Origin of the sequence: Neorhizobium sp. BT27B (genome assembly GCF_050455485.1) — a bacterium.
In the GTDB taxonomy this organism is placed as follows: Bacteria; Pseudomonadota; Alphaproteobacteria; order Rhizobiales; family Rhizobiaceae; genus Neorhizobium.
The window spans coordinates 95380-118438 of sequence record NZ_JBCIYT010000004.1 but is presented as its reverse complement, the minus strand read 5'-3'; the positions used below and the strand labels follow the sequence as shown (position 1 = coordinate 118438).

Genomic DNA, 23059 nt, shown 5'->3' with positions numbered 1-23059 from the left:
GGGATGTCATCCAGATCCGGCTTACATCTTGGCGTGGAACGTACGCGAGATGACGTCGAGCTGCTGTTCGCGGGTCAGCTTGACGAAGTTGACGGCATAGCCCGAAACACGGACCGTCAGCTGCGGGTAGAGTTCCGGGTGATCCATGGCGTCAACCAGCGTCTCGCGATTGAAGACGTTGACGTTGACATGGAAACCACCGGCCGCCGCATACCCGTCCAGGCAATTGGCGAGGTTCTGCGCGCGTTCCTCGTCGGTCTTGCCGAGCGAATCCGGGGTGGCCGAAGCCGTCCAGGAAATGCCGTCGAGAGCCGAGTCGTAGGGGATCTTGGCAACCGATGCGCCGGCAGCCACAAAACCCTTGGTGTCGCGGCCGTTCATCGGGTTTGCACCCGGCGCAAAAGGCTCGCCGGCGCGGCGTCCGTCCGGCGTATTGCCGGTCTTCTTGCCGTAGACCACGTTGGAGGTGATCGTCAGAACCGACTGCGTCGGCATCGAGTCGCGGTAGAAATACGGCTGGGCGGCGATCTTCTTCATGAAGGTCTCGGTCAGCCAAACCGCGATGTCGTCAACGCTGTCATCGTTATTGCCGTAAGCGGGGTAGGAACCCTCGATCTTGTAATCGACGGCAAGGCCTGCCTCGTTGCGGATCACATGCACCTTGGCGTGCTTGATGGCCGACAGACTGTCCGCTGCCACCGACAGGCCGGCAATGCCGCAGGCCATGGTGCGCAGAATGTCGCGGTCGTGCAGCGCCATTTCGATACGCTCGTAAGCGTATTTGTCGTGCATGTAATGGACGGTGTTGAGTGCCTTGACATAGGTCGCGGCCAGCCAGTCCATCATCTTGTCGAACTTGGCCATGACTTCGTCATAGTCCAGCACGTCGCCCTTGATCGGCTCAAAGCCCTTGGCGACGGCAACACCGCTCTTTTCATCGACGCCGCCATTGATCGCATAAAGCAAAGCTTTGGCGAGGTTGGAGCGGGCACCGAAGAACTGCATCTGCTTGCCGATGCGCATGGCCGAGACGCAGCATGCAATGCCGTAGTCGTCGCCCCATTTGGGCCGCATCAGATCGTCGTTCTCGTACTGGATGGCGCTGGTATCGGCAGACACCTTTGCGCAGAAGTTCTTGAAGCCGGTCGGCAGTTTTGTGCTCCACAGCACGGTCAGGTTCGGTTCGGGAGCCGGGCCGAGATTGTAGAGCGTGTGCAGGAAGCGGAAGCTCGACTTGGTGACGAGAGGACGACCGTCTTCGCCCATGCCGCCGATCGATTCGGTCACCCAGGTCGGGTCACCCGAAAACAGCTGGTCATACTCTGGCGTGCGCAGGAAGCGAACGATCCGGAGCTTGATGATCATGTCGTCGATCAGTTCCTGGGCCTGTTCTTCTGTGAGAAGCCCGGCATCGATATCCCGCTGGATGTAGATGTCGAGGAAGGTCGAGACACGGCCGAGCGACATGGCCGCACCGTTCTGTTCCTTCACGGCAGCCAGATAGGCGAAATAGGTCCACTGGATGGCTTCGCGCGCATTGGTCGCAGGCTTGGAAATGTCGTAGCCGTATTTCGCGGCCATTTCACGCAGCTCGTCGAGCGCACGGAACTGTTCCGAAAGCTCTTCACGCAGGCGCATCACGCTGTCGGTAAAGACCTCGTTCTCGATGGCGCGGAAATCCTTCTGGCGGAAGGCGCGCAATGCGTCCGTGCCATAAAGGGCGACACGGCGATAGTCACCGATGATACGGCCGCGACCATAGGCATCCGGCAGGCCGGTGATGACGCCGGACTTGCGGGCAGCGAGGATTTCCGGGCTGTAGACGTCGAAAATGCCCTGGTTATGGCTCTTGCGATATTTGGTCCAGACTTCCTTGACCGAAGGATCAAGCTCGAAACCAAAGGCTTCCAGGCCGTTTTCGACCATGCGCAAGCCGCCGTTCGGCATGATGGCGCGCTTCAGCGGTGCATCGGTCTGCAGGCCGACGATCAGCTCGGCTGCCTGGTCGATGTAACCGGCGTCATGGGCGGTGATGGTGGAGGCGCGGTCGGCGGAAACGTCGAGGACGCCCTTTTCACGCTCGGCCTTCAAAAGAACGCTCAGGTCTTCCCAGAGCTTCAGTGTGCGTTTTGTCGCACCGGCCAGAAATGTGCTGTCAGCGGTATAGGGCGTGTAGTTCGCCTGGATGAAATCGCGAACATCGACGCTTTCGCGCCAGGCTTCACCCTTGAAACCCGACCACGCATCGGCCGGGGTGATTTTCTCGGAAAGGATGCCCATTAATGTCTTCCTTCTGCTTTGCCTTGCGGCACTTGGTTTAGGATCCTCCCAGATCGTGATGCCTGCTCATTCGTGTGCAGGCATCCTGACTTCCATCCGCAGACTATCAACATGCGGACGGAAACCATTGATCCCGATCAACGCCGACCCTGCGACATCCCGATAAGTTCATCTCGAAAGCGCATGACGGGGGTCAGAGAGACGTCCTGCGCTTTGTGCCGCGAATGCGCGGTGTGAAGGGATGGACAATGACACAACAGAAAATTCGGGTCGCATCGATCGGCGAATGCATGATCGAGATGCAGTGCAAGCCTGATGGGTCGATCACCCAGGCTTTCGGCGGCGACACCTTTAATACGGCTGCCTATATGGCGCGCCTCGGTGCCGGGCTGGGCTCTTTCGTCTCCTACGTAACCGCCATCGGCGACGATCCGTTCAGCGATCAGATGGCCGCTTTCTGGAACGAGCAGGGCGTCGACGATCATCTCGTCCTGCGTCTGAAGGGGCGTCGCGCCGGCCTTTATTTCATCCGCACGGATGCGGCCGGCGAACGCCGCTTCTTTTACTGGCGCGGCGAGGCGGCCGCCCGGGAAACCTTTGAATCGGACGGTTCAAAGGATCTGCTGGAGGCTCTTGGAAGCTATACCAGCGTCTACCTGTCGGGCATCAGCCTGGCAGTCCTGAAGCCCGAAAGCCGCGAGCGCCTGCTGGTGCGGCTGGAGGAACTGGCCCGTGCCGGCGTCGCCGTCGATTTCGACGGTAACTACCGCCCGTTGCTCTGGGGCGGCATCGAGGCCGCGCGTGCCGCTTATGAGCGCGTCATCGGATTTTCCACCCGCGTTCTCGTCACCATTGAGGAGCTGGAAGTGCTGGGGCTGGCTCCCACCGTCCAGGCCGGCATCGATTATTTCGCCAAAATGCCGCAGCTCGAAGTGGTGATCAAGGACGGGCCGGGCGATGCCACGCTCATCCATAGCGGCAAGGTCGAAATCGTGCCTGCCACCAAGGTCGGAAAAGTCGTCGATACGACCGCGGCCGGTGACAGCTTTTCGGCCACCTACATCCTCGGACGTCTTCTCGAGCTTCTACCCGCAGAGGCTGCCGGCCGAGCGCATATCGTCGCAGGTGCCGTCGTACAGCACCACGGCGCCATCATTCCGGAGGGAGCAACGCCGGACGTTTTTTCAAACGAAATCGCTGCCCGCGGCCAACAGAAAAGTGCCGACGAATAGCGAATACGAATTTTCAGGAGGAATGCACAATGAATATCAAGAAAGCAATCGACAAAGTCCCCGGCGGGCTCATGCTGGTGCCGCTCATTCTCGGCGCACTTTGCAAGACCTTTTTCCCATGGGCCGGAAGTTACTTCGGTTCGTTCACCAACGGCCTGATCGCCGGTACGGTGCCGATCCTGGCCGTCTGGTTCTTCTGCATGGGCACGTCGATCGACCTTCGCGCAACCGGCACGGTGCTGCGCAAATCGGGTAACCTCGTCGTCGTCAAAACCCTCGTTGCCTGGGGCGCAACCTATATCGCTGCCCAGTTCCTGCCGCTCGAAGGCGTCCAGTCGGGCCTGTTCATGGGCTTTTCGGCACTCGCTATCTGCGCTGCAATGGACATGACCAATGGCGGTCTCTACGCCGCGATCATGCAGCAATACGGCACCAAGGAAGAATCGGGTGCCTTCGTGCTGATGTCGATCGAATCGGGTCCGCTGGTCTCGATGCTGATCCTCGGCGCTGCCGGCGTTGCCACTTTCGAACCGCACCTGTTCGTCGGCGCCGTCCTGCCCTTCCTGATCGGCTTCATTCTCGGCAACCTCGACAAGGACCTGCGCGCCTTCTTCAAGGGCGGCGTCACCACGCTCATCCCGTTCTTCGGTTTTGCGCTCGGTAACGGCATCGACCTCAACGTCATCCTGACCACCGGTCTGGGCGGCATTCTGCTCGGTATCATCGTCATCGTCGTCACCGGCATCCCGCTGATCTTCGCCGACAGGCTTATCGGCGGTGGTAATGGCACTGCAGGTCTCGCCGCCTCGTCGGCTGCCGGTGCGGCCGTCGCCAACCCGATGATCATCGCCGAAATGGCACCGCAGTTCAAACCCGCTGCCGCTGCCGCAACCTCGCTGGTCGCCGCTGCATGCCTGACCACGGCCATTCTGGTCCCGATCCTGACCGGCATGTACGCCAAGCACATGAAGAAGCGGGCCGGCGTGACCGAGGCTACTCCGGCTGATGCGCCTCAGGCGGGTGACGCCCTGCGCCCTGCCGAGTAAGGTTCGCCGGGGCCGGCGCTCCGTCGCCGGCCCCGCCAAAGAAAATCAAGGAATAATGTCATGTATCTTAGCCATCTCGCCACGCTCGACCGCGACGCCGCCATCCTGCCTGAGAACGTCCGCAAAGGTCTCGACTTTCTTGCCAAGACCGATATCGCATCTCTGCCAGCCGGCCGGGTCGATATCGACGGCGACACCATCTTTGCGCTCATCCAGGATTACGACACGGCACCGAAGGCTGAAAAGCGCCCGGAATCGCATGCCCGCTATATGGACATCCAGTATGTCTTTGCCGGCCGCGAAGTCATCGGCTACGCCCCGCTTGCCGGTGCCCACACGGTCGAGGAAGACCTGTTCGAAGGCCGCGATGTCCGCTTCTATTCTGATGTCACCGACGAGACCGACCTGCTGCTTGGCCCGGGCGCCTATGCGCTGTTCTACCCGACCGACATCCACCGTCCGGGTTGCGTTGCCGAGACTGCCGGCAAGGTCCGCAAGGTCGTCGTCAAGATCCTTCTCTGAGGCCTTTCCGCAGGCCCCCATTTCATAACGATACCAGTTTCTACAGGAGTTACACTCATGGACATCCGCTATTCGGCCAGTCAGAGAGATTTCAAGCGTTACACCACCGAAGAAACGCGCGCCGAATTCCTCATCGAAAAACTCTTCGTCGCTGACGAAATTCTTGCCACCTACAGCCATGTCGACCGTATGGTCGTGTTCGGCTGCATGCCCGTTGCCGAGGCCGTTCCGCTCGACAAGGGCATCGACTGCATGAAGAATTTTGGCACGAACTACGTGCTGGAGCGCCGCGAACTCGGCATCTTCAACCTCGGTGGCGAAGGTTCGATCGAAGTCGACGGCGAGGTCTATGAGACCGGCTTCAAGGATTGCCTCTATGTCACCAAGGGCACCAAACAGGTGATCTTCCGCAGCAAGGACAAGGCCAAGCCGGCCAAGTTCTACATGATCTCGGCACCGGCCCACAAAGTCTGCAAGACCACGTTCCTGTCGATCAATGACGCCAAGAAAAAGCCGGTCGGCGACAATGCCACCGCCAACAAGCGCGTCATCAACCAGTTCATCCATCCGGACGTTCTGGAAACCTGCCAGCTGTCGATGGGCCTGACCGAACTCGATCCGGGCAATGTCTGGAACACAATGCCGGCCCACACCCACGAGCGTCGTTCGGAAATCTACTATTACTTCAACATCGCCGAAGATCAGGCTGTCTTCCACATGATGGGCGAAGGCCAACAGACGCGTCACATTCTGGTTGGCAACGAGCAGGCGGTTATCTCGCCGTCGTGGTCGATCCATGCCGGCTGCGGCACCGCCAACTACACGTTCATCTGGGCAATGTGCGGTGAAAACCTCACTTTCGACGACATGGACCATATCCCGATCAACGAGCTTCGCTGATCGTCGGACGAGGGCGCGAAAGCGTGCAAGGTTTTCGCGCCCGCACCATGATTTTCAAGAACTGATCCCGCAACCGGCATCGATCGATCAGATCGCCGGCAGGGCGCGGGGTCCGGCAGCCGCGACACGGCGCTGCCGTTTTATCCTCCCTCCGTATTCAAGGATTTTTTGATTATGAGCTATCCCGACGCATTCTCGCTCAAGGGCAAGGTCGCCCTCGTCACCGGCGCCTCCTACGGCATCGGATTTGCACTGGCGAGCGCGCTGGCCGAAGCCGGCGCCACCATCGCCTTCAACGACGTCAACGAGGAATTTCTGGCCAAGGGTATCGAAGCCTACAAGGCAGCGGGCATCGACGCCAAGGGCTATATCTGCGACGTCACCGACGAGCCGGGCGTGCAGAAACTGGTCGCCGATATCGAAAAGGATCTCGGCCCGGTCGATATCCTCGTCAACAATGCCGGCATCATCCGCCGCACGCCGATGCATGAAATGGACGTCAAGGATTTCCGCCAGGTCATCGATATCGATCTGACCGCGCCCTTCATCGTCGCCAAGGCCGTCATTCCCGGCATGATCAAGAAGGGCGGCGGCAAGATCATCAACATCTGCTCGATGATGAGCGAACTCGGCCGCGAAACGGTCTCGGCCTATGCTGCTGCCAAGGGCGGCCTGAAGATGTTGACCCGCAACATCGCCTCCGAATACGGCTCGCTGAACATTCAGTGCAACGGCTTGGGCCCGGGTTATATCGAGACCCCGCAGACCGCACCGCTGCGCGAGCCGGGTCATCCGTTCAACTCCTTTATCCTGGCCAAGACGCCGGCCAATCGCTGGGGCACCACGCAGGACCTGAAAGGCCCGGCCGTCTTCCTCGCTTCGCCGGCATCGGATTTCGTCAACGGCCATGTTCTTTACGTCGATGGAGGCATTCTGGCCTATATCGGCAAGCAGCCCTGATCCTGTTCCGCCCGCGATGATGCAAGCCGGGGTTCGCGCCCCGGCTTTTTCGTGTGCGCTCGAAAATGGCGGGGATGGGCTTGCAATCTGTTCCGACGATGGAGATCGTCATTTGTACACCGGGCTCCGCAGCAAAGTGAGCGCGCAGATTTTCAGAAACGTCAAAGCCGGTATGGCCAACGTGATGCGTGGATCGCCTGGGGCGGTCTCTATGCTGTTCCCGGAGTGATTACATTTGATCGTAAAAGGCTCTAAATGCAGCGAACATCATGTCGACAAGGGATTCTGTCATGGCCATACCCGATCCGGATCAGGCGATCGAGCGCAAGCGCGGTTCAGGCGTAAAGCTTGTCTATGATCTCCTGCGTGACGAAATCCTCGATCTCAAGCTGGCGCCGGGCAGTGCCATAGACGAGGTGGCGCTGGCGGCCCGTTTCGGCATGTCGCGCACGCCGATCCGTGAGGCGCTGGTACGGCTGGTCGGCGAAGGCTTGATCGAGACGCTGCCCAATCGCTCGACCATGGTGTCGAATATCGATTTCCTCGGCATGCACGCCTATTTCGACGCCTTAGTGCTGATGTACCGGGTGACGACGCGCCTGGCGGCGCAGCATCACCTGGCGGAAGACCTGATCGACATTCGCGCCCATCAGGCCGAGTTCAGCGCTGCCGTGCGCACGCAGGACGCTCTGGCCATGATTGCCACCAACGCCGCTTTCCATTCGGCCATCGCAGCGGCCGGTAGCAATGCTTATTACGCCGGCTTTTTCGATCGCCTTCTCGGTGAAGGCCGGCGCATGCTGCGGCTTTATTACCAGTCCTATGACGATCGTCTCCCGTCCCGCTTCGTCGATGAGCACGAGGAAATCATCGCCGCCATCGAAGCCCGCGATGTCGCTGCTGCGGATCGTCTCGGCAAGGCGCATGGCGAGCAGATCGTCGAGCAGATCGGACGCCTTCTGACACGTCATGAAAGGCTCGATATCGACTTGTGAAAATCTTGTATTTTTTTTGTCGACAAAGAAAGTGGATGGAGTATTCTCCCATCTCAGAGGTGTGGGTGTGCTTGCCCACCAACGGATTTTGAGGAGTTTCGGGAATGGCAAATATCTTTTCGGGCGTTGTCCCGGCCCTGATGACCCCCGGCAAGGCTGACCGTACGCCGGATTTCGACGCGCTGGTCTCGAAGGCGAAGCAGCTGATCGAAGCCGGCATGTCGGCCGTTGTCTATTGCGGTTCGATGGGTGACTGGCCGCTTCTCACCGATGTGCAGCGCATGGAAGGCGTCGAGCGTCTGGTCAATGCGGGCATTCCGGTCATCGTCGGCACCGGCGCCATCAATTCGGCGTCTGCTGTTGCGCTTGCCGCGCATGCCCAGAAGGTCGGCGCCAACGGCCTGATGGTCATCCCGCGCGTTCTGTCGCGCGGCTCGGTGATTTCGGCCCAGAAGGCGCATTTCAAGGCCATCCTGTCGGCAGCACCTGATCTGCCGGCCGTCATCTACAACAGCCCTTATTACGGTTTCGCCACCCGCGCCGACCTGTTTTTTGCGCTGCGCGCCGAACATCCGAACCTTGTTGGATTCAAGGAATTCGGCGGCCCGCAGGACATGCGTTACGCGGCGGAAAACATCACCAGCCGCGATGACAATGTCACGCTGATGATCGGCGTCGATACCGCCGTCTACCATGGTTATGTCAATTGCGGCGCGACCGGCGCCATCACCGGCATCGGCAATGTCCTGCCGAAGGAAGTGCTGCATCTTTGCAATCTCGCCATCGCTGCGGCGAAGGGCGATGCCGATGCCCGTGTCCGCGCCAAGGAACTGGAAGAAGCCCTCGGCGTACTCTCCTCCTTCGATGAAGGCCCGGATCTGGTCCTCTACTTCAAGCATATGATGGTGCTGAAGGGCGACAAGGAATACGCGCTGAACTTCATCGAAACCGACGTGCTCTCCGACAGCCAGCGCGGTTATGTCGAGACCCAGCTTGCGCTGTTCGACAGCTGGTACGCCGACTGGAGCAAGTTGCCGGGCGCAGTCCAGAGTGCCAAGGCTTAAAATACTTCTATGAAAAACCCTCCGCTGGAGGGTTTTTCTCTATCAGGACGGGGAATGAGCGTGCCGCCACGGCATGCCGGAAAGCTGGGGAACATGAGCAGGTCGGATGTCATCGTCATCGGGGCAGGGGTGGTTGGTCTCTCCATTGCCATCGCCGCGCAGATGCGGGGTCTCAATGTCACCGTCATCGATCGCGAAGGCCCGGCAGCCGGTGCTTCCGCCGGCAATGCCGGTGCTTTTGCCTTTACCGATATCCTGCCGCTTGCCTCTCCCGGTATTCTGAAAAAAGCGCCAAAGTGGCTGCTGGATCCGCTCGGCCCGCTCTCGATTCCGCCGGCATATGCGCTGCAGATCGCGCCATGGATGTTCCGGTTTTGGCGGGCCTGCCAGCCATCGCGCGTCGCCCAGTCCACCAGCGCCCAGACGGCCTTGATGGATCTGTCCAAGGCGGAACTGGAGCCGTTCCTCGCTGCCACCGACGCGCTTTCCATGCTGCGCAAGGAAGGCAATCTGCAGGTTTATGAAAGCGGTGCCGAGTACGAGGCGTCGTTGCCGGGCTGGCAGGCGCGCGAAAAACACGGCATCGAATTCCGGCACATGCACGCCGCCGAAATGGCGGACATCCAGCCCGGCATCGCGCCACGTTTCATTCGCGGCACGTTCACACCGGGCTGGTATTCGATCGCCGATCCCAAACTCTATACGCTGGCATTGGCCGCCCAGTTTTCAGCGCGCGGTGGCGTGATTGAGATCGCTGAGGTCAAGGCGCTGAGCCCGATTGCGGATGGCGCCGAAGTGGTGGCCGTGGACGGTCGCAGACATGTTGCGGGCAAGGTGGTTCTCTCCGCCGGCGCGTTTTCGCACCGCATTGCCCGCACACTCGGCGAAAACATTCCGCTGGAAACCGAACGCGGTTACAACACAACATTGCCGGAAGGCTCCTTCGATCTGCGCACGCAGGTCACGTTCGGCGGACACGGTTTTGTCGTCACGCGCCTGACCAGCGGCATCCGCGTCGGTGGTGCCGTCGAACTCGGCGGGCTTGAGCTGCCGCCGAACTTCAAGCGCTCGGAAGCCATGCTGAAAAAGGCACAAGCCTTCCTGCCGGGTCTCAAGGCCGAGGGCGGCTCGCAATGGATGGGTTTTCGCCCATCAATGCCTGACAGCCTGCCGGCCATCGGCCGCGCGAAAACCACGGCCAATGTCGTTTACGCATTCGGCCACGGCCATCTTGGGCTCACTCAGTCGGCCGGAACTGCACGGCTGGTCGCCGATATGCTGTCGGGCAAGACGACGGCGATCGATATCGCCGCATTCTCTCCGCAGCGGTTCGGATAAGTCCGATCAGCCGAACGGTTTTTCGATGGAATGCGCCGGTTCGGTGAAGAACACCGGGCCGGTTTCCGACATGTAGATGATGTCTTCCAGCCGCACGCCGCATTCGCCGTAAACGCACAACATCGGCTCGTCGGAAAACACCATGCCGGGTTCCAGACGTGTCGTGTTGCCGCGAACGATGAACGGGTCCTCATGCAGGTCCATGCCAAGTCCGTGGCCGGTGCGGTGCGGCAGGCCCGGCACCTGATAATCTGGACCATAACCGGCATCGGTCAGCACTTTGCGCGCCGCCGCATCCACCTCTTCGCAAGGCGTGCCGATCCGTGCTGCCTCGAAGCCGGCGCGATGCGCGCTCTTTTCCAGCTCCCAAAGCTCCCGCTGACGCTCGCTCGGTGTGCCAAAGATGTAGGTGCGGGTGATGTCCGAGCAGTAACGATGGATATGGCCGCCGAGATCGATCAGCACCATGTCGTTTTTCTTCAGCGTTTGCGCATAGGGCACGCCGTGTGGATAAGCGGTCGCTTCGCCGAACTGGGCGGCAGCAAAAACATGGCGCATGCCAAGCTTCACATGCGCCGCCTGAATGAAATCGATGATCTCGGTGGTCGAGATGCCCTCGTAAAGGCCTTCCCAGACTGCCTTGTGCACACGCAGGCTGGCCGACATGGCAGTCTGGATGATGGCGATCTCGGTTGCCGACTTGATCTGCCGGCAAGCGGCGATCAGCTCCTTTGCACCGATGACCTTAAGCCGCGATTCGATATGGGCGGCGATTGGCGTGAAAAAGGCAAAGGGTGTCGCCGGGTCGAATGCCAAAGCGCTGCCCTTTGCGTCCAAGCCGCAGATCAGCTCGGCAACCAGAAGGGCCGGGTCCTCATGTTCTTCCCATGTGGCGATATCGCCTTCGATCCTGATGAGCGTGACCGTCTTCGGTTCTTCGAAGGCGGGGCTGATATAGATCGGTGCGCCGGAGGACGGGATGACGGCGCCGTGCAGGCGTTCGCTGGCGCCGAGCGTCATGCCGGTGAAATAGGTGAGGCTTGTCGATGTATCGAGATACACCGCCTTCACATCGGCCTCAGCCATCCGCGATTGCAGCTTGGCGATGCGGGCAGCGAGTTCATCGTTTGAAATCGGCGCGACAGCGTCGGCGATGTTTTCGAATTCGGACAGGGATTGTTCGAAGGATTTGTAGACTGGGGCGCTCATGCGGGACACTGCCATGATCATATGATTTCATCATCGCGCAACGGCTGAACGCCTTCGCGATTGGTTTTCACCTAACACGATCTGGCCCCTGCGCCGCAAGCCTTGCTGCGGCATGACATGCGTTTCTGACCTGCGCAAACACAAACGCCCGCGACAGCGCGGGCGTCTGGCAAGGTCCGTGTGGTGGCCGCTATTTCGCCAGCCGTTTTGGCCGCCGGTAGATCAGCCAGTAGATGCCGCCAACCAGCAGCGATCCGCCGACCCAGTTGCCGAGCGTGACGACGAGGAGGTTCATGGCAACACCGCTCAGCGGGATCGGTGCCGTATGACCTGCGACGATCGCCTGAAAACTCTCGGAGCCGCCGTAATGGATCAGCAGGCCGATCGAGAAATAATACATGTTGGCAACGCAGTGCTCGAAACCGGCGGCAACAAAGGCCGTGACGGGAAAGACGATCGCCAGAATGCGGTCGGTGGCGCTGCGGCCGGCGAGTGTCAGCCAGACGGCGAGGCAGACGAGAATGTTGCACAGGATGCCGAGCGAAAATGCTTCCAGTGGCGGAAGCACGGATTTCGCCTCGGCATAATGCAGCGCCGCGATGCCGATGGCGCCGCCGCCGAACTTGTAATGCCCGGAGAGGAAAACAAGCACGGCAACCCCGGCTGCGCCGATGAAATTGCCGAACCAGACCAGGATCCAGACTTTGACCATCTTGACGGTGCTGATGCGCTTGCTCGCCCAGGCCATCACCATCAACATGTCGCCGGTGAAAAGCTGGGCGCCACCGATCAGCACCAGAACGAGGCCGAGCGAGAAACTGAAACCGGCCAGAAGACGCGTCACGCCATAGGGCAGGATGCCATCGGCACCCGATGCGACCGTGGTCGCGAACATGGCGCCGAGGCCGATGAAGGCACCGGCGAGGATCGCCAAGGCCAGAAGCGTGATGGTGTCGCTCTTGCTTTTCTTGACACCCATTTCCTCGGCCTCGACCGCAATTTCATGCGGTGCGAGGATAAGGCCTGCATCAAGCCCGCGTATGGCGGACTTGGTGTCGTGCAGGGCTTCATCGTGATGCGGAAGCGCGCTCATGCGGTGGCAACGCTCTTCACGGCTTCTTGTTCAACGATCTTGGGCGCATCGGCCTGAATGGCCGTCAGTGCGATCGTGAAGACGATGTCATCGACAAGTGCGCCGCGCGACAGGTCGTTGACCGGCTTGCGCAGACCCTGGAGCATCGGGCCGACCGAAACCACGTCGGCAGAACGCTGCACGGCCTTGTAGGTCGTATTGCCGGTGTTGAGATCGGGGAAGACGAACACGTTGGCGCGACCGGCGACCGGGCTTTCTGGTGCCTTCGAGCGGCCGACGCTTTCGACACTTGCCGCATCGTACTGGATCGGCCCGTCGATCAGCAGGTCGGGGTTCTTGGCGCGGGCGATCTGGGTGGCCTCACGCACCTTGTCCACATCGCCACCGGTGCCGGAGACGCCGGTCGAATAGGAGATCATCGCCACCCTTGGATCGATGCCGAAGGCACGCGCGGTGTCGGACGACTGAAGCGCGATTTCGGCCAGCTGTTCGGCCGTCGGGTTCGGGTTGATGGCGCAATCGCCGTAAACGAGAACCTGATCCGGCATCAGCATGAAGAACACGGAGGAGACGATGCTCTGGCCCGGTTCGGTCTTGATCAGCTGCAGGGCAGGGCGCACCGTGCTGGCGGTCGTGTGGATAGCGCCGGAGACGAGACCATCGACTTCTCCCACGGCCAGCATCATCGTGCCGAGAACCACGGTGTCTTCCAGCTGCGCCATCGCCTGCGGAGGTGTCATGCCCTTGGATTTGCGAAGCTCCACCATGGCGTCAACATAGTTGGCGCGGATCGCCTGCGGATCGAGGATTTCCAGATCGTCCGGCAGGTCCAGCTTCTGGGCCTTGGCCATCGCATGAATGGTTTCGGGATTGCCGAGCAGCACGCAGCGAGCAATGCGCTTGCGGTGGCAAATGACGGCCGCCTGCAGGGTGCGGGGTTCCTCGCCTTCCGGCAGCACGATGCGCTTGTTGGCGCGGCGGGAGAACTCGATCAGCTGATTGCGGAAGCGCGGCGGCGACAGGCGCAATTCGGATGGTGAGCCGATCTTCTGACGCAGCGAACGGGTGTCGATATGTTCGGCAATGAACTCGATCACCTGTTCCATATGGCCGCCATCGTCGCGGCTGACATGGTAGCTCAGGTGCGACAGGCGTGATGCCGTGGCATAGGTGTCGTCCGGGGTCGACAGGATCGGCAACGTGGCCGGCCCGGAGGATGTGATCAGTTCGGCGACCGGCGGGGCGAGAAGCGCGCCGCAGGTCAAGAGCATGCCGGCGATCGGGATGCCGCGCATATGCGCCAGTGCCGTTGCCAGCGCGATATCGCTGCGGTCACCCGGCATCACCACCAGCGTCATAGGGCCAAGGCGATCGATGATATTTTCCACCGAGCGGGCGGCAACGACGATCTCGCCGACGCGGATGGCATCCAGATCGTCGCCCTGCTCGACCTTGAGGTCGAGCGAGGACACGATGTCCGACAGGCGTGGTGCGTTGAGGCTGGGGCGATAGGGGATCGCGCCGATCACCTCGCAATCGCCCATGTCGGCCGCGGCCAGCGCACCGGTGAGCGCCTGACGATTGGCGGTTTCAGGCAGCTTGTTGACGAGCAGACCTGCAAAATGGTGGTTCGCCTCACGCATGTACTGGCGGCGGGCAAGTGTGACGGCATCGGTGAGGCGCTTGCCGTCATTGTCGCTGCCGTTGACGACAGGCACGACTTCCGCGCCGAGGCTGCGGGCAATCTCGACATTGAGGCGCGGTGCAATCTGCAGGTCGGCGAAAGGGATCAGGCCCTCGACCACCACAACATCATGATCGGCGCGCAGCGCTTCCGTCATCGTGGCGACCTCTTCCAGCAGGAGGTCGAGTTCGCCCTTGCGCAGAAGGTCTTCCGCATAGGCGAAGGCAATCGGCTCCGGCGCTTCCGTCAGGCAAAGCGTGCGGGCGAAGTGGCTGGAGGTTTCCGTTGTTCGGAGCGTGGAGCCCGGATGTTCGCTTGCCGTCGGCTGCGCAATCGGCTTGACGAAGCCGACCTTCAGGCCGTCGCGCTGCAGGGCGCGTACGAAACCGAGTGCGACCGAGGTCAGGCCGACGTCTTGCGCCAGTGGCGCCAGGAAGATGACACGTGCCGTCATGAACTTTAGCCTTTCGATAAAATCTGTCTGTTCCGGCGAAGCCGGGGAAAATGCATTTTTTGCAGGCGCCCGATCCCGATATGAGCCGGGCGCCGTGATCGTATGGACGTGGGTCGCTCAGCCGGCCTTGCGGATTTCCTGGCCGATGTAGGGGCGCGCCTCGTTGGCGATTGCCCATTCCTCGTTGGTGGCGATGACGGCTGCGACGGCTGCGGAACCTGCAGCACTGATGACGCCGCAACGCCCGCCGAACATGCCGCCATTGGTGGTTTCGTCGAGCTTGATGCCAAGCGTTGCCAGACGCGCGATGGTCTTGGCACGCACGAAGGACGAATTCTCGCCGATGCCGCCGGTGAAGATCACGGCATCAAGGCGCGGCAGCGAGGTGGCGAGGCCACCGATATAACGGGCAAGGCGATGAACCATGACGTTCATGGCGAGGATCGCACCCTCATGACCTTCGCCCGCCGCACTTTCCAGCGTGCGGCAATCATTGGACAGGCTGGAAAGGCCGAGAAGACCGCTCTTGCGGTTCAGCAGTGCGTCGAGATCGTCGATCGACAGCTTGTCCTGACGGGCGATATGGAAAATTGCGCCGGGGTCGATGTCGCCGGAACGGGTGCCCATGACCAGACCTTCAAGCGGCGTCAGGCCCATGGAGGTGTCGACGCTTTCGCCGTTGAGAACCGCAGTCGCGGACGAGCCGTTGCCGAGATGGGCGATGACAAGGCCGTGGTTCTCGGGGTCGAGGCCCAGCAGTTCGACGGCTTCCTTGGCGACGAAACCGTGGCTGGTGCCGTGGAAACCGTAGCGACGAACGCCGGCCTCACGATATTCATGCGGGATCGCGTAAGTATGGGCGGCCTGGGGAATGGTCATGTGGAAGGATGTGTCGAACACCGCCACATGCGGTACCCAACCCAGCACTTCCATTGCAACCTTCACGCCAAGCACATTGGCCGGATTGTGCAGCGGGGCGAGGTAGGAGAGTGCTTCGATCTCGCCAAGAACCTCGGCATCGAGGCGGGTGGCTTGCACAAAACGCTCGCCACCATGGACGATGCGGTGGCCGACCGCGCCGATGGCATCCAGAAGACCGCGCTCCTTTAGTTCTGCCATCAGGCGGCGCAGCGCCGCATCGTGGCTGCCGCCATCGAGCGCAATGGTTATCTTGGCGTCATTTTCCTTGAGGATCAGCCGGCTTTCCGCCTGGCCGAGATTTTCCGCCAGACCCGACAGAATGGCGGAACGGTCGGTTCCGGCAAACAGACTGAACTTCAGCGACGAACTGCCGCAATTGATAACCAGTACATGCGTACGATCTTCGGCCATGCATAAATTTCCTTGTAAAATAGTCTCTTGGTCTGTGGAAACAACGAGGCGGCCTCGAAGGCTTTGAAATGTCGGCCGCCCGGCTTTTTTCAAGCGCTGGTCAGGCTGCGGACGGAATTCGCTCGCTATCGAAGGCGGCTGCGATCTGCCCGTCGATCAGGAAGCCATCGAATTCGACGAAATTCGAACTGTCATCGGCATCTGGTGACGTCGTCGCATGAAGCGCATCGAAAGCGGGCTGGTCGGCGGAACTGAAAGACTGGGCTGCAACCGCCTGCGTTGCGGGAATCGCCCATCGGCGCGCCAGAAAAACTTGCCCCGCGAGAGCTTTCGCAGCGTTTGTGTCAGGCGTTTCGCAACGGCCTGCATCGCTGTCGGGGATGTAACTCTGCAGCCGGGGCTGTGTCAGAGGAAACCGGTCGGAAAGGATGCCCATCTGTCTGTCTTTCTGTAAGGCACGTGGTCAAGGCTCCTCCTCCCCACGGCCCGACATCGAAACATCCGGCCGTGTGCTTCATTCGCGATCCTAAAGACGTCATCGGTGCAGGCATTGATCACGATCAACGGCCCGTCGCGGCGTCATGCCGCAATGATACCACCCGTTTGGTAATCGGCAAATTAATATGAGTTATATGATCAAGTATTGATGCGCTGGCAGGTTTTGCCTCTCCGCCGCAGCGCGGATGTTGCAAAGCCGGCATGAAACTATTCCGTTTTTGTTGTGCCCGCGGGCGCTGCACTCAAGTAGGCTTGCCGCAATTCGAGACTGGAACCTTACGCGATGACCTTGGAAAACCGCATGCGTCTGCGTGCGCTGGGCATGTCTATCGGCCATTACGAAACCGGCGCGTTGAACGCGATCACGGACGTTGCGGGCGTGGCTGTCGGTCATGTGACCTGCATTGAAGGAGACCGCACGCGAACCGGCGCGACGGCCATTTTGCCGCATGACGGCAATCTGTTTCAGGACAAGGTTCCGGCGGCGCTCGCCGTCTTCAACGGCTTTGGCAAATTCGCCGGTTCGACCCAGATTGCCGAACTGGGTGAGATCGAGACGCCGATCCTTCTGACCAACACGCTTGGGGTCGGGCGTGCCATCGAAGCCATCAATCGCCATACGCTGGCGCAGGTCGGCAATGAACGTGTCGTTTCACTGAATGCCGTCGTCGGCGAAACCAACGATTCCCGCCTGAACGATATTCGTGCTGCTCGTCCAACTGTCGATGAAATGTCGCAGGCACTTGCTGCTGCAAAGGTCGGCCCTGTGGAGGAGGGCGCCATCGGCGCCGGGACCGGCACGGTCGCCTTCGGTCTCAAGGGCGGCATCGGCAGCAGTTCGCGGGTCGTCTCCACCGCTGGCGAAACCTATACGATCGGCGTTCTCGTTCAGTCGAACTATGGCGGCAAGCTGATGGTGGCCGGTCAGCCTTATGAGGCAGACGGCGCACATGACAAGGACGGCTCGATCGTGATGATTGTCGCGACCGACGCGCCGTTGTGCTCGCGCAATCTCAAGCGTCTCGCGGAGCGCTGTTTTGGCGGCTTGGCGCGCACCGGGGCGGCGCTCAGCAACGGATCGGGTGATTACGCGCTGGCGTTTTCCACGGCCGAACAGGTTCGCCGCACGCCGGAGCGTCGCAAGGCGGTCGCCAGCTATCCGGTTCTTTCCAATGATGTCGTTTCGCCGCTGTTCGAAGCCGTCATCGAAGCCAGCGAGGAAGCCATCCTCAACTCGATGACCATGGCGACGACGACCCACGGCTACAATGCCGGCACGAACAAGCCTTCGACAATCCAAGCCATTTCGCTCGACGCTCTCAAGCGCCGTTGATCATATCTGAAAATTCGCACGGAGTTCCCATGCCTGCCGCAACGCCTCGCACCGTTTATCTCAACGGCGCCTTCCTGCCCGAAAACGAAGCGCATATCTCGATCTTTGATCGCGGTTTCCTGTTCGGCGACGGCATTTATGAAGTCACGGCGGTGCTGGACGGCAAGCTGATTGACAGCCCGCTGCATATGGCGCGCCTGGAGCGCAGTGTGCGGGAAATCGGTGGCCATCTGCCGATCACAACGGACGAGATCGTTGCCATCGAAAAGCGTCTGGTCGAAGACAACAAGCTGACCGAAGGCGTGATCTACCTGCAATACACGCGTGGCGCCGAAGACCGCAATTTCCTCTATTCGGAAAATCTCGAGCCGACGCTTCTGCTCTTCACGCAGGAAAAGACGCTGGAACATGTCGCGGCCGTTGAGAAGGGCCTGAAGGTCAAGGTCGTGCCGGACCAGCGCTGGGAACGTCGCGACATCAAGACCGTCTGCCTGCTGCCGCAGGTTCTGGCCAAGCGTATCGCCAAGGCCGAAGGCTGCGATGAAGCCTGGATGGTGGAAGACGGTTTTGTCACCGAAGGCGCGTCGTCGACGGCCTATATCATCACCCATGACGACAAGATCGTCACCCGTGGCAATGGCACGGCCATCCTGCCGGGCTGCACGCGTCTCGCCGTTCTCGATCTTGCCCGCGAACAGGGCCTGACCATCGAGGAGCGTCCGTTCACGGTGGAAGAAGCGATGGCGGCGCGCGAAGCCTGCCTCACCAGCGCATCCAACTTCATCGTGCCGATCACCTTTATCGACGGCAAGCCGGTCGGTGATGGCAAGGCCGGCCCGATGTTCCAGCGCCTGCGCACGCTTTACATGGACAATGCCCGCCGCACGGCGGTCTGATTTTCAGGAATTCGTATCGCTTCAGGAAACAATCCCCGTTTTGAAGCGGTACGAAATTAGCCGGCGGCCACAACATCCCAGATTTTTCTGACGATGGGTCGCCGGTTTTCTTTTGACCGGTAAAGCCGGATCTCCACCTCGATATCCCATTCGGTTTCTGCCGCGCGCACCAGCCGGCCATCCGCCAGTTCTGCGTTGATGAGGCTTTCCGGTATCCAGGCCAGTCCCCAACCCGATAGCGCCATGGCTTTCAGGCCGACCGAATGGCTGCCGACATGCACGCGGTTGTCCGTCGGCAGGCGTGAGGCAAATGCGCCGGCCACCAGCTGGCCGAAAAACGACGTCTTCTGATAACTGACATGGGAAAATCCCGGCTCCAGCTCGTGCTGTGGCCGGCCATCCGCATCCGGCACACTGACGGGAATGATGGTTTCGGCACCAAGCGTGTGATGTTCGAACTGCGGATCGAGCAGCATCGGCACATGCAGGTTCTGATAGGTCAGCAGAAAATCGGAATCGCCGTCGATCAGCGAATTGAGATTTTCGTCCATGCTGCCCGAGTCGGGGCGCATATGCGACACGAGCGGTCCCAGCTTGCCGCGCAGATCGCTCAGCCAATCGGGAAAGAAGGTGAAGGACAGCGTGTGCAGCGCCGTCAGTGTGACAGTTCGGGCATCATTGCCCTCTTCGTGCTGCAGGTTGCGGCGCGCCTGATAGAGACCTTGCAGCGTCTGTTCGGCGATCGGCACGAAACGTTTGCCGGCTTCGGTGAGGCGTGAGGGATAGGTGGCACGGTCGATCAGGCTGGTGCCGACCCAGGCTTCCAGCTGCCGGATGCGGCGGCTGAAGGCGGATTGGGTGACGTTGCGCTCGTCCGCTGCCTTGGAAAAGTTCAGCGTCTGGGCGAGCGCCAGAAAATCTTCAAGCCATTTGACTTCCACCGAACACTCCAAAACAAAACCGGCTGCGGTTTTTCATTGGTCCGATTGGTGGCAAAATGCAATCACGCGTCTCGGCTATATTCGATCATTCGTGCGCGAGACAGAACCAGTTCGACCTGGTTTTCGGCAAGAACGTGCAGGCAGACGCGCTTGGTCCAGGGGCCGTCCTTCAGCGTGAACAGGAAGCGTCCACCGCCCAAAACCGTGAGCGGCATGCGGTGACGAACCGGCCCGACGCCCATGACGACGGCATCGCCATCGATCTCGAAATAGGCGCCTTCATCGGAGAACCAGCGGCCGGCAAGCGTGGCTGGTACACCTGTGTCGACGGCGGGCAGGAACTTGCGTGGCGGATGGCCGATCTGGCCGACGATCGCATCGCCCTCCATCTTCAGGCGCATCGGCGACGAGGCGGAGAAGGACGAAACGTAACCGTCAACATCTTCATAAGCGGTATCGTCGGCGTCGAGCCAGGTGACGGTCGATCCCTTGACCTCGATCCAGAAGGGACCGGTTTCGGTGACGTAGAGACCATCGCTCAGGGCAGGGGCCGCGACGGGTAGGGCGAGATCGAACAGGGCAGCCATGGCTTCCTGTGCGATCTTGTTGCCATTGGTGTCTTCGCGGTTGGAGACGATGACGAAACCGCTTTTGCTTGTCTGGTCGATGAGGAAATAGGTCTTGTAACCCGGATGCGAACCGCCATGGCCGGTGAATTCGCGACCACCGAGGACGGTGCGGCGCAGGCCGAGGCCGTAACCGCTTTCGGAGCCGTCGGCCAAGGCACGTGGTGCCGCGAGATTGTCGAGAATACCGGCGAGCGATCCCTCGCCGAGAGTCAGGGCACGCACCCAATTGGCAAGGCTGGTGGCGCTGCCGGTCATGCTGCCGGAGGCGGAGATATGCAGACCGGCGGCCGAGAGTTGCCATTTTTCGCCGTCGTGCCAGTAACCGGGTACAAGGCCGGCAACGGCATCGTTCCAGACATCCGGGGCGTCGAGCGTGGCATCGGCTTTTGCGCCGGCATCGCGGATGAAATCGCGGAAGAACAGGCCCTTGCGCTCAAGTGCTGTTTCAACGAGGCGGTAGCCGGTGTTGGAATAGGAAACTTCGGTGCCGGCCTCGTAGTTCAGGCGCGTCTGGCGGGCCAGAAATTCCATCAACGGGCCGGCCTTGGTTTCGGTGTAGACCGAAAGACCGAGCAGGGAGAGGCATTCGCGCGTGTCCGGCAGACCGCCGCTCATGTCCAGCGCACGTCCGACGGTGACGCTTGCCATCGGCTCCTGCAATTCGGGCAGATGCTGGCCGAGCGTGTCTTCGAGGGAGATTGCTTCAGGATGCGACAAGACCATGGCGCAAAAAGCGTGTTTGGTGACGGAGGCGTAGCGCACCACCGTATCGGCGGAGAAGGGCGCCATGGTCGAGAGGTTCTCGACGCCACCGACTTCTGCGAAGCGGATGCCATTGGCATCGAAACCGATCACGGCGCCGCCGGGCTGGTCGCTGCCCCATGCGCCGGTAAACTTCCTGGCGGTTTCCTGTGCTTTTTCCCAGTTGGCCATCGATGTCTCACTTCTCCAATGACGAGAATTGAACCTCTCCCACGTCATCCTCGGGCTTGTCCCGAGGATCTAAGCCCTCGCCAGGCATTCGACGTGGTTGGATGCTCGGGACAGGCCCGAGCATGACGGCGGAAAGCGCAAAGGCCTTGTTGTCAGGCCGGTTCTTCGAGTTCCACGCTCAGGCTGCGCAGTTCGCGCGTGTGAGCGTGGCTGACATTGCCGAGCCTCAGATCCTCGGCGGTGACCTGTTCCACCATATGGCCATCGATCATCACACCCACTTCGGTGCACAGATGGGCGATGACGCTGAGATTGTGGCTGACCATCACATAGGTGAGGTTCCGCTCGGCTCGCAGGTCCGCAAGAAGGTTCAGGATTTCCGCCTGAACCGAGACGTCGAGCGCAGAGGTCGGCTCATCGAGCAGCAGCACTTCCGGTTCGGCGATCAGCGCGCGGGCAATCGCCACACGCTGGCGCTGGCCGCCGGACAGCTGGTGCGGATAGCGGAAGCGTGCCGTCTGCGGCAGGGCAACGGCAGCCAGCACCTTGGCGATGCGGTCGTCGATATTGTCCATGCCGTGCACGAGCGGCAGTTCCGACAGGATGCGGTCGATCGTCTGGCGTGGATGCAGGGAGCCGTATGGGTCCTGAAACACCATCTGCACCTTGCGGAAGAAGGCCGGCGGGCGAAACAGCGGGGCATCCTCGCCGGAAAAGGCGATGCGGCCCGACCATTCGTTGTTGAGGCCGGCCATGGCGCGCAGAACGGTGGATTTGCCCGAGCCGCTTTCGCCGACGATGCCGAAGCTGGCGCCCTTGGCGACGTTGAAGGACACGCCCTTGACGACTTCCTTGTCACCGAAGGCGATGCGCAGATTGTCGATCTCGATGGTCATTTCAGCCACTCCGGATCACGGGTAAGGACAGGCAGGCGCTCCTTGGGATGGATCAGCGAGGGCATGCAGTTGAGCAGCCCGCGCGTATAAGGATGCTGCGCGGACAAAAGTTCGGATGCCTTCAGTTCTTCCATCACACGGCCGGAATACATGACGGCGACGCGGTCGCAGAAATGCGAGACCAGCGGCAGATCGTGGCTGATGAGCAGCAGGCCCATGCCGCGTTCCGACACCAGTTCCTCGATCAGGCGCAGGATTTCCGCCTGCACCGTGGCGTCAAGCGCCGAGGTCGGTTCGTCGGCGATCAGCAGTTCCGGATCGGGTGCCAGCATCATGGCGATCATGACGCGCTGGCCCATGCCGCCCGAAACTTCGTGCGGATAGGCGCTTGCCACCTTGCGTGGATCGCGGATTTTCACCATTTCCAGCAGGTTGATGGCGGCTTCAAGGGCTGCACGCTTGCTGCCGCCCTTATGGGCGCGCCAGGATTCGGCCACCTGGCTGCCGATCGTTTTCACCGGGTTCAGCGAATATTTCGGGTCCTGAAGAATGAAGCCGGCCCGCTTGCCGCGGATCGTGCGCATCTGCTTTTCCGACGCCGACAGGATGTCGATGCCGTCGAATTCCAGCTTGTCGGCTTCGATCCGCGTCTGTTTGGGCAGAAGCTTCATAAGGGCGCGGGCGGTGAGGCTCTTGCCCGAGCCGCTTTCGCCGACGATGCCGAGCTTTTCGGTGCCGAGCGTCAGCGACACGCCCTTGACGGCGGGCGCAAAGCCGGTGCGGCTTTCAAAGCCGATATGCAGGTTCTTGATTTCAACGAGCAT

Annotated in this window: 20 protein-coding genes; 10 read left to right on the top strand and 10 right to left on the bottom strand. The window is 60.8% G+C overall.

The genetic code is table 11. The features are described 5' to 3' along the window. Positions 1–21: 21 nt before the first annotated feature. Positions 22–2280 (bottom strand): formate C-acetyltransferase, encoded by a 2259-nt coding sequence (pflB, locus tag AAIH70_RS12335; RefSeq protein ID WP_132275474.1) that lies wholly within the window; start codon positions 2278–2280, stop codon positions 22–24. Between the two features lie 248 nt (positions 2281–2528). Between pflB and AAIH70_RS12330 the strand changes: the two genes are divergently transcribed. The 8 genes from AAIH70_RS12330 (at position 2529) to AAIH70_RS12295 (ending at position 10337) form a co-directional block, all read left to right on the top strand. Beyond that, complete coding sequence (locus AAIH70_RS12330; protein ID WP_132275477.1) at positions 2529–3512, top strand: sugar kinase; 984 nt, start codon at positions 2529–2531, stop codon at positions 3510–3512. Between the two features lie 29 nt (positions 3513–3541). Then, on the top strand, positions 3542–4558 hold the full coding sequence (kdgT, locus tag AAIH70_RS12325; RefSeq protein WP_132275480.1) for a 2-keto-3-deoxygluconate transporter: 1017 nt from the start codon (positions 3542–3544) through the stop codon (positions 4556–4558). Positions 4559–4618: 60 nt separating this feature from the next. Continuing rightward, positions 4619–5080 carry a YhcH/YjgK/YiaL family protein gene (locus tag AAIH70_RS12320; protein WP_132275483.1) on the top strand — a complete coding sequence of 154 codons (462 nt, stop codon included), beginning with the start codon at positions 4619–4621 and terminating at the stop codon, positions 5078–5080. Between the two features lie 57 nt (positions 5081–5137). Beyond that, positions 5138–5980 carry a 5-dehydro-4-deoxy-D-glucuronate isomerase gene (gene kduI / locus AAIH70_RS12315; protein WP_132275486.1) on the top strand — a complete coding sequence of 281 codons (843 nt, stop codon included), beginning with the start codon at positions 5138–5140 and terminating at the stop codon, positions 5978–5980. A 174-nt stretch (positions 5981–6154) separates the two neighbouring features. Beyond that, complete coding sequence (locus tag AAIH70_RS12310) at positions 6155–6940, top strand: gluconate 5-dehydrogenase (RefSeq protein ID WP_132275489.1); 786 nt, start codon at positions 6155–6157, stop codon at positions 6938–6940. 290 nt (positions 6941–7230) lie between these two features. Further along, positions 7231–7935 carry a GntR family transcriptional regulator gene (locus tag AAIH70_RS12305; RefSeq protein ID WP_430034262.1) on the top strand — a complete coding sequence of 235 codons (705 nt, stop codon included), beginning with the start codon at positions 7231–7233 and terminating at the stop codon, positions 7933–7935. Between the two features lie 104 nt (positions 7936–8039). Then, the gene (locus AAIH70_RS12300) at positions 8040–8999 is read left to right on the top strand and encodes a dihydrodipicolinate synthase family protein (protein WP_132275494.1); all 960 of its coding nucleotides are present in this window, start codon (positions 8040–8042) and stop codon (positions 8997–8999) included. Positions 9000–9092: 93 nt separating this feature from the next. Then, complete coding sequence (locus AAIH70_RS12295) at positions 9093–10337, top strand: NAD(P)/FAD-dependent oxidoreductase (protein ID WP_132275497.1); 1245 nt, start codon at positions 9093–9095, stop codon at positions 10335–10337. A gap of 6 nt (positions 10338–10343) precedes the next feature. Here the strand turns inward: AAIH70_RS12295 and AAIH70_RS12290 are convergent, their stop codons facing one another. The 5 genes from AAIH70_RS12290 to AAIH70_RS12270 form a co-directional block, all read right to left on the bottom strand. After that, positions 10344–11567: a M24 family metallopeptidase gene (locus AAIH70_RS12290; RefSeq protein WP_430034259.1), complete on the bottom strand. Its 1224-nt coding sequence runs from the start codon at positions 11565–11567 to the stop codon at positions 10344–10346. 169 nt (positions 11568–11736) lie between these two features. Then, positions 11737–12639, bottom strand: a complete 903-nt coding sequence (locus AAIH70_RS12285; protein WP_132275503.1) for a formate/nitrite transporter family protein — start codon at positions 12637–12639, stop codon at positions 11737–11739. Then, positions 12636–14777, bottom strand: coding sequence for a phosphate acetyltransferase (gene pta / locus AAIH70_RS12280; protein ID WP_132275506.1), 2142 nt, complete (start codon positions 14775–14777; stop codon positions 12636–12638). Before pta ends, AAIH70_RS12285 begins: the two co-directional genes overlap by 4 nt. Before the next feature lie 117 nt (positions 14778–14894). Beyond that, on the bottom strand, positions 14895–16109 hold the full coding sequence (locus AAIH70_RS12275; RefSeq protein WP_132275509.1) for an acetate/propionate family kinase: 1215 nt from the start codon (positions 16107–16109) through the stop codon (positions 14895–14897). Between the two features lie 100 nt (positions 16110–16209). Next, positions 16210–16545, bottom strand: coding sequence for a hypothetical protein (locus AAIH70_RS12270; protein ID WP_132275512.1), 336 nt, complete (start codon positions 16543–16545; stop codon positions 16210–16212). 345 nt (positions 16546–16890) lie between these two features. Here AAIH70_RS12270 and AAIH70_RS12265 point away from each other — a divergent pair, with 345 nt between their 5' ends. After that, entirely contained in the window at positions 16891–17940 is a 1050-nt protein-coding gene (locus tag AAIH70_RS12265) for a P1 family peptidase (RefSeq protein ID WP_132275515.1), read from the top strand. 29 nt (positions 17941–17969) lie between these two features. Next, positions 17970–18836 (top strand): D-amino-acid transaminase, encoded by an 867-nt coding sequence (locus AAIH70_RS12260; protein ID WP_132275518.1) that lies wholly within the window; start codon positions 17970–17972, stop codon positions 18834–18836. Between the two features lie 56 nt (positions 18837–18892). Here AAIH70_RS12260 and AAIH70_RS12255 read toward each other — a convergent pair whose 3' ends face one another. The 4 genes from AAIH70_RS12255 to AAIH70_RS12240 form a co-directional block, all read right to left on the bottom strand. Further along, positions 18893–19777: a LysR family transcriptional regulator gene (locus AAIH70_RS12255; RefSeq protein ID WP_132275521.1), complete on the bottom strand. Its 885-nt coding sequence runs from the start codon at positions 19775–19777 to the stop codon at positions 18893–18895. Between the two features lie 62 nt (positions 19778–19839). Next, positions 19840–21339: a serine hydrolase domain-containing protein gene (locus AAIH70_RS12250; RefSeq protein WP_132275524.1), complete on the bottom strand. Its 1500-nt coding sequence runs from the start codon at positions 21337–21339 to the stop codon at positions 19840–19842. Positions 21340–21491: 152 nt separating this feature from the next. Beyond that, positions 21492–22235 carry an ABC transporter ATP-binding protein gene (locus tag AAIH70_RS12245; protein ID WP_132275527.1) on the bottom strand — a complete coding sequence of 248 codons (744 nt, stop codon included), beginning with the start codon at positions 22233–22235 and terminating at the stop codon, positions 21492–21494. Next, on the bottom strand, positions 22232–23059 hold the full coding sequence (locus tag AAIH70_RS12240; RefSeq protein WP_132275530.1) for an ABC transporter ATP-binding protein: 828 nt from the start codon (positions 23057–23059) through the stop codon (positions 22232–22234). The genes AAIH70_RS12245 and AAIH70_RS12240 overlap by 4 nt, the downstream gene beginning before the upstream one ends.

Bases quoted from the DNA above. Each gene is read 5' to 3' on its own strand.
- pflB (WP_132275474.1), bottom strand. From the start codon at position 2,280: ATGGGCATCCTTTCCGAGAAAATCACCCCGGCCGATGCGTGGTCGGGT.
- AAIH70_RS12330 (WP_132275477.1), top strand. From the start codon at position 2,529: ATGACACAACAGAAAATTCGGGTCGCATCGATCGGCGAATGCATGATC.
- kdgT (WP_132275480.1), top strand. From the start codon at position 3,542: ATGAATATCAAGAAAGCAATCGACAAAGTCCCCGGCGGGCTCATGCTG.
- AAIH70_RS12320 (WP_132275483.1), top strand. From the start codon at position 4,619: ATGTATCTTAGCCATCTCGCCACGCTCGACCGCGACGCCGCCATCCTG.
- kduI (WP_132275486.1), top strand. From the start codon at position 5,138: ATGGACATCCGCTATTCGGCCAGTCAGAGAGATTTCAAGCGTTACACC.
- AAIH70_RS12310 (WP_132275489.1), top strand. From the start codon at position 6,155: ATGAGCTATCCCGACGCATTCTCGCTCAAGGGCAAGGTCGCCCTCGTC.
- AAIH70_RS12305 (WP_430034262.1), top strand. From the start codon at position 7,231: ATGGCCATACCCGATCCGGATCAGGCGATCGAGCGCAAGCGCGGTTCA.
- AAIH70_RS12300 (WP_132275494.1), top strand. From the start codon at position 8,040: ATGGCAAATATCTTTTCGGGCGTTGTCCCGGCCCTGATGACCCCCGGC.
- AAIH70_RS12295 (WP_132275497.1), top strand. From the start codon at position 9,093: ATGAGCAGGTCGGATGTCATCGTCATCGGGGCAGGGGTGGTTGGTCTC.
- AAIH70_RS12290 (WP_430034259.1), bottom strand. From the start codon at position 11,567: ATGATCATGGCAGTGTCCCGCATGAGCGCCCCAGTCTACAAATCCTTC.
- AAIH70_RS12285 (WP_132275503.1), bottom strand. From the start codon at position 12,639: ATGAGCGCGCTTCCGCATCACGATGAAGCCCTGCACGACACCAAGTCC.
- pta (WP_132275506.1), bottom strand. From the start codon at position 14,777: ATGACGGCACGTGTCATCTTCCTGGCGCCACTGGCGCAAGACGTCGGC.
- AAIH70_RS12275 (WP_132275509.1), bottom strand. From the start codon at position 16,109: ATGGCCGAAGATCGTACGCATGTACTGGTTATCAATTGCGGCAGTTCG.
- AAIH70_RS12270 (WP_132275512.1), bottom strand. From the start codon at position 16,545: ATGGGCATCCTTTCCGACCGGTTTCCTCTGACACAGCCCCGGCTGCAG.
- AAIH70_RS12265 (WP_132275515.1), top strand. From the start codon at position 16,891: ATGACCTTGGAAAACCGCATGCGTCTGCGTGCGCTGGGCATGTCTATC.
- AAIH70_RS12260 (WP_132275518.1), top strand. From the start codon at position 17,970: ATGCCTGCCGCAACGCCTCGCACCGTTTATCTCAACGGCGCCTTCCTG.
- AAIH70_RS12250 (WP_132275524.1), bottom strand. From the start codon at position 21,339: ATGGCCAACTGGGAAAAAGCACAGGAAACCGCCAGGAAGTTTACCGGC.
- AAIH70_RS12245 (WP_132275527.1), bottom strand. From the start codon at position 22,235: ATGACCATCGAGATCGACAATCTGCGCATCGCCTTCGGTGACAAGGAA.
- AAIH70_RS12240 (WP_132275530.1), bottom strand. From the start codon at position 23,059: ATGCTCGTTGAAATCAAGAACCTGCATATCGGCTTTGAAAGCCGCACC.